The organism is Ruegeria sp. CH6, assembly GCF_056537005.1.
The window spans coordinates 25,764-40,293 of sequence record NZ_JBQFQS010000002.1; the positions used below are offsets into that span (position 1 = coordinate 25,764).

14 protein-coding genes are annotated in these 14,530 nt (G+C 55.9%); 3 read left to right on the forward strand and 11 right to left on the reverse strand.

Annotation, left to right across the window (positions count from 1 at the left end; all coding sequences use genetic code 11):
* The first annotated feature begins 3 nt into the window (after positions 1 to 3).
* A complete protein-coding gene (locus ACR0CW_RS04395) occupies positions 4 to 1,320 on the forward strand; it encodes an MATE family efflux transporter (protein ID WP_155151769.1) in 1,317 nt (438 codons plus the stop codon).
* Here ACR0CW_RS04395 and arsC read toward each other — a convergent pair.
* The 4 genes from arsC to ACR0CW_RS04415 are packed head-to-tail and all read right to left on the reverse strand — an operon-like array spanning position 1,317 to position 3,476.
* A complete protein-coding gene (gene arsC, locus ACR0CW_RS04400) occupies positions 1,317 to 1,658 on the reverse strand; it encodes an arsenate reductase (glutaredoxin) (protein WP_480786948.1) in 342 nt (113 codons plus the stop codon). The genes ACR0CW_RS04395 and arsC overlap by 4 nt on opposite strands.
* A complete protein-coding gene (locus tag ACR0CW_RS04405) occupies positions 1,655 to 2,713 on the reverse strand; it encodes a quinone-dependent dihydroorotate dehydrogenase (protein WP_480739825.1) in 1,059 nt (352 codons plus the stop codon). Before ACR0CW_RS04405 ends, arsC begins: the two co-directional genes overlap by 4 nt.
* A complete protein-coding gene (locus tag ACR0CW_RS04410) occupies positions 2,710 to 3,141 on the reverse strand; it encodes a DUF1330 domain-containing protein (RefSeq protein ID WP_480786949.1) in 432 nt (143 codons plus the stop codon). The genes ACR0CW_RS04405 and ACR0CW_RS04410 overlap by 4 nt, the downstream gene beginning before the upstream one ends.
* Positions 3,138 to 3,476 (reverse strand): DUF952 domain-containing protein, encoded by a 339-nt coding sequence (locus ACR0CW_RS04415; RefSeq protein ID WP_480786950.1) that lies wholly within the window; start codon positions 3,474 to 3,476, stop codon positions 3,138 to 3,140. Before ACR0CW_RS04415 ends, ACR0CW_RS04410 begins: the two co-directional genes overlap by 4 nt.
* Before the next feature lie 108 nt (positions 3,477 to 3,584).
* On the opposite strand from ACR0CW_RS04415, the gene ACR0CW_RS04420 reads away from it, so the two are divergent.
* Positions 3,585 to 5,168: a bifunctional metallophosphatase/5'-nucleotidase gene (locus ACR0CW_RS04420; RefSeq protein ID WP_155151758.1), complete on the forward strand. Its 1,584-nt coding sequence runs from the start codon at positions 3,585 to 3,587 to the stop codon at positions 5,166 to 5,168.
* A gap of 126 nt (positions 5,169 to 5,294) precedes the next feature.
* Positions 5,295 to 6,347: a tRNA 2-selenouridine(34) synthase MnmH gene (mnmH, locus tag ACR0CW_RS04425; protein ID WP_480786951.1), complete on the forward strand. Its 1,053-nt coding sequence runs from the start codon at positions 5,295 to 5,297 to the stop codon at positions 6,345 to 6,347.
* Here mnmH and selD read toward each other — a convergent pair.
* From selD to ACR0CW_RS04460, 7 genes are read right to left on the reverse strand one after another with little or no spacing between them, the layout of a single operon-like run.
* Entirely contained in the window at positions 6,338 to 8,497 is a 2,160-nt protein-coding gene (selD, locus tag ACR0CW_RS04430) for a selenide, water dikinase SelD (protein WP_480786952.1), read from the reverse strand. The genes mnmH and selD overlap by 10 nt on opposite strands.
* A gap of 5 nt (positions 8,498 to 8,502) precedes the next feature.
* The gene (locus ACR0CW_RS04435; RefSeq protein WP_155151747.1) at positions 8,503 to 8,889 is read right to left on the reverse strand and encodes a Na+/H+ antiporter subunit G; all 387 of its coding nucleotides are present in this window, start codon (positions 8,887 to 8,889) and stop codon (positions 8,503 to 8,505) included.
* Positions 8,890 to 8,896: 7 nt separating this feature from the next.
* The gene (locus ACR0CW_RS04440) at positions 8,897 to 9,166 is read right to left on the reverse strand and encodes a K+/H+ antiporter subunit F (RefSeq protein WP_155151743.1); all 270 of its coding nucleotides are present in this window, start codon (positions 9,164 to 9,166) and stop codon (positions 8,897 to 8,899) included.
* On the reverse strand, positions 9,163 to 9,660 hold the full coding sequence (locus ACR0CW_RS04445) for a Na+/H+ antiporter subunit E (RefSeq protein ID WP_170335292.1): 498 nt from the start codon (positions 9,658 to 9,660) through the stop codon (positions 9,163 to 9,165). Before ACR0CW_RS04445 ends, ACR0CW_RS04440 begins: the two co-directional genes overlap by 4 nt.
* A complete protein-coding gene (locus ACR0CW_RS04450; protein WP_155151737.1) occupies positions 9,660 to 11,204 on the reverse strand; it encodes a monovalent cation/H+ antiporter subunit D in 1,545 nt (514 codons plus the stop codon). Before ACR0CW_RS04450 ends, ACR0CW_RS04445 begins: the two co-directional genes overlap by 1 nt.
* Entirely contained in the window at positions 11,201 to 11,560 is a 360-nt protein-coding gene (locus ACR0CW_RS04455) for a Na+/H+ antiporter subunit C (protein ID WP_155151734.1), read from the reverse strand. Before ACR0CW_RS04455 ends, ACR0CW_RS04450 begins: the two co-directional genes overlap by 4 nt.
* Positions 11,560 to 14,433: a monovalent cation/H+ antiporter subunit A gene (locus ACR0CW_RS04460; RefSeq protein ID WP_480786953.1), complete on the reverse strand. Its 2,874-nt coding sequence runs from the start codon at positions 14,431 to 14,433 to the stop codon at positions 11,560 to 11,562. The genes ACR0CW_RS04455 and ACR0CW_RS04460 overlap by 1 nt, the downstream gene beginning before the upstream one ends.
* Between the last annotated feature and the right edge of the window lie 97 nt (positions 14,434 to 14,530).

Consider the following 14,530-nt stretch of genomic DNA (forward strand, 5'->3'; position numbering starts at 1 on the left):
GACATGAACGAGGCTTCTGCGCCCATCACGCACAGGCGGGTGCTGAAGATAGCTGCACCCATTGTCCTGTCGAATGCCACAGTTCCGATACTCGGGGCTGTGGATACAGGTGTTGTCGGGCAAATGGGTCAGGCCGCACCGATTGGCGCGGTCGGTATCGGGGCTGTTATTCTGTCCACGATCTATTGGGTCTTCGGGTTTCTGCGGATGGGAACCACCGGTCTTGCTGCGCAGGCGCGCGGGGCAGGAGATACAGCAGAGACCGGGGCGCTATTGATGCGGGGTCTGCTGTTGGGTACAGCAGCCGGCTTGTTCTTTATCATCACGCAAGTGTTTGTATTCGCGGGCGCCTTTGCTTTGTCACCGGCCAGTCCCGAGGTCGAATCGCTGACGCGAGACTATTTGCAGATTCGTATCTGGGGGGCACCTGCCACCATTGCGCTTTATGCAGTCACTGGCTGGCTAATTGCGGTCGAGCGCACGAAAGGCGTGTTTGTCCTGCAGATCTGGATGAATGGTTTGAACATCATTCTCGACCTGTGGTTCGTGCTGGGCTTGGGATGGGGGGTTGAAGGTGTCGCAACGGCCACTCTGATTGCTGAATGGACTGGTTTGGCGCTGGGTCTGTGGCTGTGCGCGGACGCATTCGGTGGCAATCAGTGGCGAGACTGGCCGCGTATCTTTGATGCGGCTCGATTGCGCAGAATGATGCAGGTGAACGGCGATATCATGGTGCGCTCGGTTCTGCTGACCGGTGCATTTACAACATTCCTCTTCGTCGGCTCCGATTTAGGGGATGTCAATCTGGCCGCCAATCAGGTGCTTCTGCAATTTCTTGAGATTACTGCCTTTGCGCTGGACGGCTTTGCCTTCTCTGCCGAAGCCCTTGTGGGTGGAGCAGTTGGTGCAAAAGACCGTCATCAAGTTCGGCGCGCATCGATCATGGCATCTCAGTGGGGCGTTGGCGGAGCTGTAGGACTGGGTTTGGTGTTCTTCGTTGCAGGTCCCGCATTGATAGATCTCATGTCGACCTCACCTGATGTGCGCATCGCCGGGCGAGAGTTCTTGTTCTGGGCGGCAATTGCTCCAATCATTGGTGTCGCCAGTTGGATGTTTGACGGTATTTATATCGGCGCGACATGGACGCGCGCGATGCGAAACGCGATGATCCAATCTGTTGCGATTTACATCGTAGCCTTGTTCATATTGGTCCCAACCTTAGGAAACCACGGGCTATGGGCCGCGCTGATGGTCCTGAACATCGCGCGCGGCATCACGCTGGGCTGGCGGTATCCAAAGCTTGAGGCACAGGTGGCTTAAAGCAGGGTAAGCAGGTTCTCAGGCGGACGACCAATTGCAGCTTTGTCGCCGGATATTCCCAGCGGCCGTTCGATCAGAATCGGGTTTTCAGCCATGGCCTGAAACAAGTCATCCTCTGAACTTGTCTTGGTCAGACCCAGTTCCTTGAACTGCTTTTCACCCGTGCGCATCATCTCGATGGCAGCGAGGCCAAGCCGGGACTGAGCAGAACGCAGTTCGTCGACCGAAGGCGCATCCTCAAGGTATTTTCTCACAGTGATCTCTGCGCCGTTTTCTTCCAGCAACGCCAGCCCGGCGCGGGACTTTGAGCAACGCGGATTATGCCAATACTCGATCACAACCAGTCCTTTCGCTTGCTTCCAACAGCCTGAGATACACTGTCAAAACCGTCCCGGGCCAACAAGTCATCCAACCCATGCGCGATATCTGCAGCCAGTGAGATACCGCCATACACCATCGCGGTGTAGAACTGCACCGCCGAGGCGCCTGCACAAATCTTGGCATAGGCTTGTTCGGCTGAGCTGATACCCCCCACACCGATCAGTGGGATAGTGCTGTCGGTCAATTGGCTGAGCTGTGCCAGAACACGCGTCGATTTCTCGAACAAGGGAGCACCGGATAGCCCCCCCATCTCATCCTTGTGGGTGCTGAGCAGCCCATCACGGGACAGGGTCGTATTGGTTGCTATGACGGCGTCCACCCCGGTTTCCCGAGCGACAGCCGCGATATCTTCAAGTTCGGCTTCGGCCAGGTCCGGGGCGATCTTGAGGAAGACTGGCATGGGGCGCGCCAGCGTGTCTCTGGTCTCGATCACGCCCCCCAGCAACGCACTTAGCGCGGCTTTGCCTTGCAGATCGCGCAGCTTTTCGGTGTTCGGGGAAGAGACGTTAACCGTGGCAAAATCCAGATACTCGGCGCAATGGGCCAGCACCTTGGAGAAATCCCCGGGGCGATCGTCACTGTCTTTGTTGGCGCCAAGGTTCAGGCCGATAACCGCATTCTTTGGGCGGTCGGCCAGGCGCCGGGCCATGACCTCCATTCCCTCGTTGTTAAAGCCAAAGCGATTGATGGCCGCTTTGTCTTCGGTCAGACGGAACAGGCGTGGTTTTGGGTTTCCCGGTTGCGGGCGCGGGGTGACCGCACCCACCTCGATAAAGCCGAACCCGGCACGGGAAAGCGGTGTAAGAACCTCTCCGTTCTTATCAAACCCAGCGGCCAGACCGACGGGGTTTGGCAGCTTTAGTCCGGCAAGTTCGGTTTGTAGTCGAGGCGACGTGATCGGACCGGGGGCAGGGGCCAGTCCTGATTTCAGGGCTTTGATTGAAAGGCCATGGGCCGTTTCTGGATCAAATTGATGCAGGGCGGCGAGCCCGATTTTCTCGGTCAGTTTCATCCGAATGAACTTCCACTTTCGTTCGGCGCACAGCGGATAAGCCGGGATGTTTTCACGGCTGCCTGCCGATGAACCACGGCGGCGCGATAGATTGGATCGGTCACCATCTCCAGAAACGCATGCGCACTGGGGTACCGGGCAATGAACACCTCGTCCCAGCTTTCATCTGCGGGACCGATCAGCGTCGTCTGGAACGCGCCCCTCCAAACAATCGAAGCCCCTAAACGTTTGATGATCGGTGCAGTTTCTGCACCGTAGTTGCGATAAGCCTGTGCGCCGGTAAGCCGGGCATTGGCAAGCTCGTGATCCGATGGGTATTCTGCAATATCGCGAAATTTCACGAGGTTCAGCATTTCGATCGGCTTATCGCGATCCAGACCTTTGAACGCTTCGAATTGCTCCCGTTCCGGATCGACAAACTCCGTCATCCCATTTCCTCCGGGAATTGATGCTTTTCACCATCAAACGGGAGCGGGCGTGACCACACAACGTCACTCATGAGGATTTGGCGATAGAGATGCGGGAATAACGCGTCACCGCGTGATACCTCCCATTTCAAGTCATCGCCCATGGCGTCGGCATCGCATGCCAACAGTGTCAGATCGCCTACACCGGCAAAGTGTTTGGCTGCAGTTTCCTCGGCCTGTTCAGCTGTCGAAAAGTGTACATAACCATCAGCGATGTCGATCGGAGCACCATCAGACGCACCATCTGTCTGCAGCTTGGCCCATTCGTCGGCCCGGAATATCTTGTAAATCAGCATATGGACCTGATGCCCCGCACCGCGGGCGGAATCAAGCCGGATTTCCCCCTTTGACTCTTTGCCGCCCACATCGCACGATCCCCTCAATCAACTACAGGGAGTTTCAATATGTTCACCCGCTTATTGGCATCTGCAGCCGTGCTGGGCCTGACCGCAGGCATGGCGGCTGCGGAATTTAAACTGACCATCTTGCATACCAACGACATTCACAGCCGGATCGAATCCATCAACAAATACGATTCCACTTGTGACGCCGAGGGCGAAGCCGAAGGAAAGTGCTTTGGCGGTGTAGCCCGGCTCAAGACCATGGTGGATTCAAAACGTGATGCCATGGCGGACGAAAATGTCCTGCTGCTGGATGCTGGTGACCCATTTCAGGGCTCACTTTTTTACACAACCTATAAAGGTGCCGCAGAGGCAGAGTTCATGGAAGCCATCGGCTATGACGTCATGGCCGTGGGTAACCACGAATTCGATGATGGTCCGGCAGGTTTGGAGGCATTTATAGATGCCGTAAGCTTCCCGGTGATTTCGGGCAACCTTGATCTGTCATCGTCAGCCGAATTGAAGGACAAGGTGCAAAATCACGTTGTCCTTGATGTCGGCGGTCAGAAGATCGGTATCATTTCGGCATTGGCAACTGACACGGTCGACACCTCGAGCCCCGGCAAGGATGTTGTGTTTCAGGATGAAATCGACAGCCTGTCCGCAGATGTAGCCGCCCTGCAGGAAGAGGGCGTTAACATCATCATCGCGCTCAATCACGTGGGTTTGGCCAAGGATCTTGAGATCGCGGAAAAAGTACCCGGGCTTGATCTCGTGATCGGTGGGCACTCCCACACTTTGCTGTCTAACACGGATGAAGACGCGGCCGGACCTTATCCAATGATGGTTGGCGATGTGCCCGTTGTGCAAGCTTATGCGTATTCAAAGTACCTGGGTGAGATCACTCTGACCTTTGATGATGACGGCAACCTTATCTCAGCCGAAGGTGAGCCAATTCTGTTGGATGCGTCAGTTGAACCGGATGCGGATATCGCTGCCCGAGTTGCAGAGATGGGTGCTCCGATCGAAGAGATGAAGCAGCGCGTCGTGGCCAATGCTGCGGCTCCGATTGAAGGAGACCGTTCCGTTTGCCGAGTGCAGGAATGCGAGATGGGAAATCTGGTTGCCGACGCGATGCTGGCTAGGGTTGCCGATCAGGGTGCTCAGATCGCGATCGCAAATTCCGGTGGTCTGCGCGCATCGATCGATTCCGGTGATGTGACCATGGGCGAAGTTCTGACGGTTCTGCCTTTCCAGAATACCCTCTCGACCTTCGAAATCAGCGGGCAGGGCGTCATTGATGCGCTTGAGAACGGCGTCAGCCAGGTCGAAGAGATCAAAGGTCGTTTCCCGCAGGTAGCTGGCATGACGTTCACATGGGATCCTTCGGTTGCGCCCAATGAAGGCCGCATTGGCGAAGTGATGGTCGCAAGCGGGGATGGGTTTGTGCCGATCGATCCGGCCGCGACATATCTGGTGGTCACCAACAACTATGTTCGGAACGGTGGCGACGGCTACAAGATGTTCTCGGGTGACGACAAGAATGCCTATGACTACGGTCCTGATCTTGCAGATGTAACAGCCGAGTATCTGGCTGAGAACGCGCCATACCAGCCTTACGTGGATGGGCGTATCAAGCAGAAGTAAGGTTCTTTTTGAGAATGACGGCCGCGCTTTACTTTAGCGCGGCCGTTTCTTGTTGAGGACTGGTCAAACATTGGCAGTGTCTACCACCACCTTTTCATTCGAACATGCTCGGGGTAGACCCCTGACATGGCTCTGAAAATCTCAAATCTGCCGGAACTTTATGCCCACGCATTCGATACTGTGATCGATGTGCGCAGCCCGGCCGAGTTTGCCGAAGATCACCTGCCCGGAGCTATAAACCTGCCCGTACTGGACAATGACGAACGCGCGCGGGTGGGAACGATCTATGTACAGGAAAGCCCGTTTTTAGCGCGTAAGCTTGGAGCGGCTTTGGTATTTCGCAATGCGGCGAACCATATCGAGAACAGCCTAAGCCATCACGAAGGAGGGTGGCGGCCTCTGGTCTATTGCTGGCGCGGTGGGCAGAGATCCGGATCGTTTACGTGGATGCTGCAACAGATTGGGTGGCGGGCAGAGGTAATCGATGGCGGATATCGCACCTATCGTCGTCTTGTTAACAGTTACCTTTATGACGATCCGCTACCGTTTCGGTTGGTTGCACTCGATGGCTATACCGGTACGGCCAAAACCGAACTTCTGGCGCATCTACAGGGCCAGGGCGTTCAGGTTGTAGATTTGGAAGGTCTTGCCAATCACCGCGGATCCTTGTTGGGCGAGATGCCCGGAGGACAACCCAGTCAAAAGGCATTTGAATCTGCACTGGCAGGAGCCTTTTGCGCACTGGATCCAAATCGACCCGTTCTGGTCGAAGCGGAATCCTCGAAGATCGGCAATCTGATCCTTCCCCCCAGTCTGTGGAACGCCTTACGGGCAGCACTGCGAATTCAGGTGAATGCTCCGATTCAGGCTCGGACGGCCTATTTGACCGAGGCATATGACGACATCCTATCTGATGCGGATCGACTGCGTGATCGTCTGAGCCCGCTGCGCTTTCACAGAGGTCACGAGATCGTGGATGGCTGGCTCGAATTGATTGAAACCGGTGACAAACGCGCGCTCACACAGTCTTTGATGGAGCAGCACTACGACCCGGCCTATACAAAGTCTCGAAGGGCTCAGAAGGCCGAAATACTCGCCCAGATCGAAGTGGGGTCACTGGATGATGCCGGATTAAAGCGGGCAGCCTTTCAGATTGAGGCCGTCCTAGATCAAATTTGAAGCGAAAGGCCCGGTGTTTCGGTGAGTTTGCCAATAGTCACCGCAGGGTAACCCGCTTCTCGCAACTCTTGGCAAATAGTATCCGCCTGATCGGCAGATACTACGGCGAGCAAGCCGCCAGCAGTTTGTGGATCGAACAGAAGGTCCGCTTTGTTACCGGTCGGCAACTCAGGCGCGATTGCGCGATTGTCGTTGAAAATCGTTGACCGGATTCCGCTTTCCGCTAGCTCCAGTGCGCCATCCATCACAGGCACCGCATCGAGATCAACCACAGCCCCGCATTCTGAGGTCTCACATATCCCCTGCAGGTGCCCCGCCAGACCGAAACCAGTGACGTCGGTCATCGCGTGAGCACCGGACAATATTTGGGATGCATGGCCTTGCGGCTGAGCCATCAGACGAAGGGCCTTCGCAACCCATGCACCATTAGCCTGACCCGCCATCTCTGCTGCCATCAGGACACCGGTACCTAATGGTTTGGTCAGGATAAGCACATCTCCCGGACGTCCGCCGTAGAGGGTGATCGGATCGGTGTCGGCTAAGCCAGTCACCGTGAAACCGATGGTCGTTTCATCACCCATTGAGCTATGACCGCCCACGATCCCGGCACCCGCATGCCGCATGACCTCATCTGCAGCGGTCATGATCTCCGCCATTGTACGTTGCTGCAGCTTAGGCGACATGCGTGGTAGAATGATGGTCGCCGTTGCAACTTGCGGTTTCGCACCCATTGCCCAGATATCGCCCAAGGCATGAACCGCAGCTATCTTGGTCATCAGGACCGGATCATTTGTAAAACTGCGCAAGTGGTCAGAACTGATGACCTGACGCACCCCTCCGGTTTGAACCAGCGCTGCATCGTCGCCCGGTAAGGGGGTGATGTCGGACCGTTCTGGCGCGGGCAGTGTATTCAGGGCTGAGCGCAGCGCATCGCGACCTACCTTTGCGCCACAACCGCCACACATTGGTTTGTCCCCAAACGCTTCACGCACTCCGGCCGCATGATTCCGGGGCAGGGGCGGAACGGGCATCTGAGGTAAATCACGAAACTTGTTCATGAATTTCTGATCAATGTGGTTTTTCCATTTCCACATAACCGGGCCACTAAAGGATGTGCCCAGACGCTCGGCCAGTGCGGATTTGCCACCCAGGGAGATCAGTTTCAGATAGTCTTTTTGCGGCACATAGCGACGCATATGGCCTGCCCCCAGCGCAGCGCGCAAATTGTTGAGCAGGATTGGGGCTTCACGCACGGCATAGACACCTGCCTTGGGACGCGGGTTTTCTGACAGATGCGCACAATCTCCGGCCGCGAAAATCATTGGATCGCTCGACTGCAGATAGGGGTTCACCCTGATAAAACCGCTCTCCAGTTCAAGCCCGGTTTGTTCAATCCAGTCATAGGGACGGGCACCCGCTGCGCCGGTTACAAATGTCGCTGGTATCTGCCTGCCATCTTCAAGCGCGATGTGATCCTCAGCAACGCGGCTAATACCTGTCTGTTCGATGAGTTCGACACCAAGCGCATCCAGTGATTGCCTTATCGTGGCTGCGGCCTTGGTCCCGGTTGCCGCCAGTGCGGTTGCACTGTCGATCAATGTGACTTGTGCCTTGCGACCGCGTTCATGCAGAGCGTTCGCCATTGCCATGACAAGCTCCACACCCGCCACCCCGCCACCTATGACGGCGACAGATGCAGTGCCTGTGCCATTCAGGTATTCTGCCCATCTGGCTGCAAAAGGGCCAAGCGGTTTGGCGGGAACGGCAAACTCGGCAAAACCGGGCATCGCGGGCATATCAGAGGTGATACCCACGTTGACCGAAGCAACATCAAACGCAATGGGTGGACGACCCGCCACGCGAACCACACGCATGTCTGTATCAATGCCTTCGACTGCACCCAGAATAACGCGTGCGCCAGCAAACCGTGCAAGCTTGACCAGATCGATATCCAGTTCCCACCGCTCGTAGTGGCCCGCGACATATCCCGGCAGCATTCCGGAATATGGCGCCGTCGGACCAGGATTGATCACTGTAACCCGTGCGCCCGGCAAGGGGTTCATGCCCCATTTGCGCAGCACCAGCGCGTGGGTGTGTCCTCCGCCAATCAAAACCAGATCGCGGGTCAGGGGCAGCGGAGGTGTATGCATAAGTATTAGTTCGTACTGTGATCAGGGACGTCTTCGACCTGCTCGACCGCGTGTGTGGCCCAGAGCTCATCCTCGCCCGCGCCCGGCAGATCCTGTGGCTTTTCATGGCGATGAATGTGCCACTTGGCAATGAACAGGGCTGTGATCGGGGCGGTTAGGAACAGAAACAGCGTGATCAGCAGCTCGTGCAGCGACAGATGTTGTTCGATCAGAAACGAATGCAGAATTGATGCGATCAACACGCCGCCCACGCCAAGTGTGGTTGCTTTGGTGGGGGCATGCAGACGCGACATTGGGTCTTTTAGCTTAATCATGCCGAAGGACCCGACAAAGCCAAAAATGCCTGAAACGATCAGGAAAAAGGCGATCAGAAATTCGAAGATGTATTCCATATCGCCCTTACTCGATGATGTTGCCACGCAGCATGAAGCGCGCGTAGGCAACGGTTGAAACAAAACCCAACATCGCGATGATCATGGCCGCTTCGAAGAATATCTCGCTACCAAGCTGGATGCCGTAGAGGATCATAAGCGCAATGGTGTTGATGACCATTGTGTCCAGTGCCAGAACACGGGTGCCGACACCGTCTGCGGTAATGATCCGCCACAGACACATCATGATCGCAGCTCCGAAACAGGCGAAGGCGAAGTAGATGGCGTATTCGATCATTCGAAAATCTCCTTCAGGCGGCGTTCATAGCGCTGTTTGATCTGGTCGCGTACTGCCTCAGGGTCGGGGGCGTCAAGGCAGTGCACCAGCAGGTTATGCCCCTGGGCCGACAGATCACAACTGACAGTGCCGGGCGTCATAGTGATGGTGCCTGCCAGAACGGTGATCGCCTCGGGCGTGCGCAGTTCCAGCGGGATGCAAATCCAGTTTGGCTGACGATCGGCGTCGCGTTTGAAAAGGATAATCCGGGCAACCGTGATGTTGGCCATGACGATATCCCAAAGTACCACCAGGATATATTCAACCACCATCGGCCAGTTGCGCAATTTGGGGCGATCTGGCCAGTAAGGTTGCGTGATGAACGGAATGATGATCCCGAGTATCAGGCCGAAAACCAGAGAATTCAGTGACGGCGAATTCGCCAACAGCATCCACACCAAGGTCAGCAGAATGGTCAGATGCGGGTGGGGGAATATTCGATGCAGCAGCTTCATTATTCTTCCCTTCCCAAAACGGCCGAGATGTACTGTTCAGGGGTGAACAACTGCTCAGCCGTCTTACTTGTGTATTCCAAAGCGGGTCCGGCGAACAATGTCAGCAGGACAAGACCAAGAACAGCTCCGAACACCGATGTGAATGCCAGCCCCGGTTGTGGTTCAGGGGCGGGTAGATAGGGAATCTCTTCGTCATTTTCCGGATCATGTTCGGTATTGTGCTGAGCATCGTGGCTCTTCCAGAAAATCAGCGAACCCGCTCGTGCAAGACCCACGATGGTCACGAATGAGCCGATCAGGACCACCGCCCAGATGATACTGGCGTCCGGAGCGTCGCGGGATGCGTCCAGTACCAACAGCTTGCCGATGAATCCGGATAATGGCGGCATACCGGCCAGAGCAATTGCTCCGACAAAGAACAATGCAGAGATCAGACCGCTTTGCGGCATGGGAGGTTTTGGTGCGATAGCACCCCCCTGTCGTTCCATGACCATATCAGCCACAAGAAACAGCAGTGCGGTCGCGAGTGTCGAATGGAAGATGTAGTACAACGCTGCGGCCGTGGCATCGGGCGTGAACAGCGATATGGCGATCAGTAGGGTTCCCATCGACGCGATTGCGCAAAAGGCCACCATTCGTGCGATATGGCGTGAACCTAGAATACCGATTGTTCCGATTGCCAGAGTCAGCATCGCGGCAGGTTGCAACCACTCTCCTATCAACCCGTCAGTGACAGCGACGTCCGGACCAAAGGCCAGCGTATAGACCCTGAGGATCGAATAGGCCCCGACCTTGGTCATGATCGCGAATAATGCCGCCACTGGCAGAGGCGCGTTTGCGTAGCTGGCCGGCAGCCAGAAATGCAAAGGTAAAACAGCGGCTTTGATACAGAAGACCAGAAGCAATAGAACCGCACCAACGCGCAGCAAAGCGGTGTCCTCGGGTGGGATCTCGGCCACGCGAACAGCCAGATCCGCCATATTGAGCGTCCCGGTCACGGCATAGATGGTCCCCAGTGCAAACAGGAACAGAGTCGAGCCAAGAAGGTTATAGGCAACGTATTGCACCCCAGCTTTCAACCTTACCGAACCGCCGCCATGGGTCATCAAGCCATAGGATGCAATCAGCAGAACTTCGAAGAAGACGAAGAGGTTGAAAGCATCACCAGTAAGGAAGGCCCCACAGACGCCCATGAGTTGGAAATGAAACAGGGCATGGAAATGCTTGCCCCTGTCATCCCACCCAGACGCGATGGCATAAAGAACAATAGGCAAAGCCAGCAGCGCGGTCAGCAAGACCATCATCGCTGACATCCGGTCCAGCACGAGAACGATGCCAAACGGGGCAGGCCAGTCACCGAGTTCATAGACCTGAATGTCGCCACCTGACGCCTGTGCGGTGATCGTCAGTGCGATCCCCAATAGGCCAACGACACCGGCAACCGAGAAGATGCGTTGCAGATCCAGATGGAACCGCAGGACCATGATGATAAAGGGCGCCAGAATTGCGGGCAGGACGATCGGCGCAACGATCCAATGGTTCATGCGTCTTCTCCTGCGCCATCCACGCTGTCCTGCGCGGTCATGTCGATATGGTCATCCTTGGACGACAGGTATGCGCTGAGCGCGATCATCACGATCACGGCTGTCATGCCAAACGAGATAACGATGGCTGTCAGTACCAACGCCTGAGGCAGTGGATCGGTATAAGGCACATCTTCGTATTTGTTCAGAACAGCGGGAGCATTCAGAGCCAGCCGACCGGTCGCAAACAGGAAAACATTGACAGCATAGGTCAGCAGCGAAAGACCCAGGATCACGGGAAAGGTTCTGCGCCGCAGGATAAGAAAAATCCCGGCGGCGGTCAGAACACCAACGGCAGAGGCTACCAGCGCTTCCATCAGGCCTGCTCCTTCTTTTCTTGTTCTTCTTCAAGCAGATCATCCCGCAGCGGGTTGATATCCATCGGATATTCCTGCGCCATGCCCGGCTGCCACGCAAAGCGGGACAGACTGTCGAGCGCCAACATGACAGCACCCAGAACCGCCAGGAAAACCCCGGTGTCGAACAGCATCGCAGTTGCCCACTCGAACTCTTCCAGTGGTGGCCAGTTGATGTAGCCGAAATCGCTGGTCAGGAAGGGACGCTCGTTGAACCATGCTCCAAGGCCAGTAGCGGCGGCGATCAGCACGCCCCAACCGATGGTGCCATGGTAATAGAACCTTTGTCTCTCAATAGCCCAAGTATAGCCGCTAGCCATGTATTGCATCAGGAACGCGATCGCGACGACCAGACCGGCGATGAAACCGCCGCCCGGCTGGTTGTGACCGCGGAAGAAAATATAGGCCCCGACCATCAGCGCGATCGGCATCATCACACGTGTCACAACCACCATCATAAGCGGGTGCGAGTCGCCCGATTGCGGCCAGTGAGGTTTTCGGTTCAGAAGGTAGCTGCGAACATTCGTACCCAATACCGCCTCGGTAAGGGCAAAGATGATCAATGCGGCGATACCCAGAACAATGATCTCTCCGAAGGTGTCAAAGCCACGGAAATCAACCAAAATCACATTGACCACGTTGGTGCCACCGCCGCCCTTGTACGAGTTTGCAAGATGGAAATCCGAGATAGTCGGAAAGGCAAAATCGCGAAGCATGAGTGCATAGATCAATCCGCCGGTACCGACACCTGCGATTACAGAGATAACGGCGTCACGCCAACGGCGCGGTGCGGTGCTGTCCCACGGTGTTTCTGTTGGCAGAAAGTTCAGGGACAGCAAAAGCAAGATCATTGTCACCACCTCAACCGAAATCTGGGTCAGCGCCAGATCTGGGGCCGAGAGATAGTTGAAAGCCATCGAAACGATGAGGCCAACAACACCGATGAGGACCAGTGACAGAAGGCGATTGCGGTGGAACCACATGATCGCAAGCGTTGCACCGACAAGACAAACCCAGCCGATGATCGGAATGATGGGCGCTGGCAACGGTACGCGTGTTTCGATCCCGATCGTACCTGTGGAATAGGCATAGTAGCCCAGCCCGACAGTGAAGGCGATCATGATGATGGCATAGCGGCTGATGACACCATTGTGCAGCTCATCTGTGACCCAGCGGCTAAGCCCCGTCAGCACTCCGATCACTGCGTCGAAGATAGTTTTCGCCTCGGGACGCGGCAGAGCATTCCATAGCTGTTCACCGCGGCGATGCAACGAGAGAAGGAACAAACCTCCCAAAGTTGCGACGACCGACATGTACAATGCAGGCGTAAAGCCATGCCAGAGCTTCAGTGAGTAGTAGGGAAGCTTCTCACCGCCGATAACGGCACTGGAAACTACGGCGACAAGAGGGCCAACAATCGCGTTCGAGTAAAGCCCGATCAGCACGACCAGAACCACAAGGAACGCTGGTGCCAGCCACAACCCGACCGGAGGATCGTGCGGATGATGCGGATAATCATCGCGCTCTGGCCCGAGAAAGACGTGGCCAACGAAACGGAACGAATAGGCAGCCGAAAACAGGGCGGCTAGCAGCGCCAGCCCAGGCACCAGATAGTGAGAGTTCAGCCAGGTCGTGTGAACCGTTTCCTCGAGCATCATCTCCTTTGACAGGAACCCGTTGAGCGGAGGCAGACCGGCCATAGACAGCGCTGCGATGATGCCGATGGTAAATGTAATCGGCATCAGGTGACGCAGTCCCCCCAGTCGCTTGATGTCTCGCGTTCCGGTTTCGTGATCCACGATGCCTGCTGTCATGAACAACGCAGCCTTGAACGTTGCGTGGTTGATGATGTGGAAAATAGCGGCGACCACGGCAATCTTGGTGCCAAAGCCCAGCAACATGGTCACAAGTCCCAGATGGGACACGGTAGAAAATGCCAGTAGCGCTTTGAGATCATCTTTGAAGAGCGCGATCACCGCGCCGATCAGCATGGTGATCAGTCCAGTTGTGGAAACAATATAGAACCAGGCGTCAGTTCCGGCTAAAACGGGCCACATGCGCGCCATCAGGAACAGACCGGCCTTAACCATCGTCGCCGAGTGCAGGTAGGCCGAGACCGGCGTCGGAGCGGCCATCGCATGCGGTAGCCAGAAGTGGAAGGGGAACTGCGCTGACTTGGTGAAACATCCAAGCAGGATAAGGATCAGCGCAGGCAGGTAATATGGCGAAGATTGAATAAGGTCGCGGTTCTGCAAAATGACGCTCAGGTCATAGGAACCCACGATATTGCCAAGGATCAGCATGCCCGCAATCATTGCCAGCCCGCCAGAGCCCGTCACGGCCAGCGCCATGCGTGCACCCTGCCGTCCAACGGGCAGATGTTTCCAGTATCCGATCAACAGGAACGAGCTTAGGGATGTAAGTTCCCAAAACACAAGCAGCAACAATATGTTATCGCTTAGAACGATGCCAACCATCGCGCCCTGAAACAGCAGCAAATAGGTATAGAATTGCCCCATCGGATCTTCGCGCGACAGGTAGAAACGCGCGTAAAGAATGATCAAAAGACCTATGCCAAGGATCAGCAATGCGAACAGAAAGCCCAGCCCATCCAGCATGAAATTGGCATTTAGGCCAAGGCCGGGAATCCAGTCGAACCGGGCAGTTACCACACCACCACCCATCACTGTCGGGATGTGGATCAACAAGCCTGCCAAAGCCAGGAAAGTGGTCAATCCTGCCGCTGATGAGGCGGCATTTCGTCCTGCGCGGATAAGCAGGGCGGGAAAGACAGCTCCGAGAAAGGGAAGGGCCGCGATAAGGAATAGGGACAAGTGCGATACTCCGGGGCTGGGCGGTCAAAGTGGTATTGATTTTGTAAGGATAATTCTTCGGCTGTCCAGCTATTGTAAGTTTTCGATGGGGTTCTAA

What these genes read in the sequence shown, in the direction of transcription:
- ACR0CW_RS04395 (WP_155151769.1), top strand. Translation starts at nt 4, where the DNA reads ATGAACGAGGCTTCTGCGCCCATCACGCACAGGCGGGTGCTGAAGATA.
- ACR0CW_RS04405 (WP_480739825.1), bottom strand. Translation starts at nt 2,713, where the DNA reads ATGAAACTGACCGAGAAAATCGGGCTCGCCGCCCTGCATCAATTTGAT.
- ACR0CW_RS04410 (WP_480786949.1), bottom strand. Translation starts at nt 3,141, where the DNA reads ATGACGGAGTTTGTCGATCCGGAACGGGAGCAATTCGAAGCGTTCAAA.
- ACR0CW_RS04415 (WP_480786950.1), bottom strand. Translation starts at nt 3,476, where the DNA reads ATGCTGATTTACAAGATATTCCGGGCCGACGAATGGGCCAAGCTGCAG.
- ACR0CW_RS04420 (WP_155151758.1), top strand. Translation starts at nt 3,585, where the DNA reads ATGTTCACCCGCTTATTGGCATCTGCAGCCGTGCTGGGCCTGACCGCA.
- mnmH (WP_480786951.1), top strand. Translation starts at nt 5,295, where the DNA reads ATGGCTCTGAAAATCTCAAATCTGCCGGAACTTTATGCCCACGCATTC.
- selD (WP_480786952.1), bottom strand. Translation starts at nt 8,497, where the DNA reads ATGCATACACCTCCGCTGCCCCTGACCCGCGATCTGGTTTTGATTGGC.
- ACR0CW_RS04435 (WP_155151747.1), bottom strand. Translation starts at nt 8,889, where the DNA reads ATGGAATACATCTTCGAATTTCTGATCGCCTTTTTCCTGATCGTTTCA.
- ACR0CW_RS04440 (WP_155151743.1), bottom strand. Translation starts at nt 9,166, where the DNA reads ATGATCGAATACGCCATCTACTTCGCCTTCGCCTGTTTCGGAGCTGCG.
- ACR0CW_RS04445 (WP_170335292.1), bottom strand. Translation starts at nt 9,660, where the DNA reads ATGAAGCTGCTGCATCGAATATTCCCCCACCCGCATCTGACCATTCTG.
- ACR0CW_RS04450 (WP_155151737.1), bottom strand. Translation starts at nt 11,204, where the DNA reads ATGAACCATTGGATCGTTGCGCCGATCGTCCTGCCCGCAATTCTGGCG.
- ACR0CW_RS04455 (WP_155151734.1), bottom strand. Translation starts at nt 11,560, where the DNA reads ATGGAAGCGCTGGTAGCCTCTGCCGTTGGTGTTCTGACCGCCGCCGGG.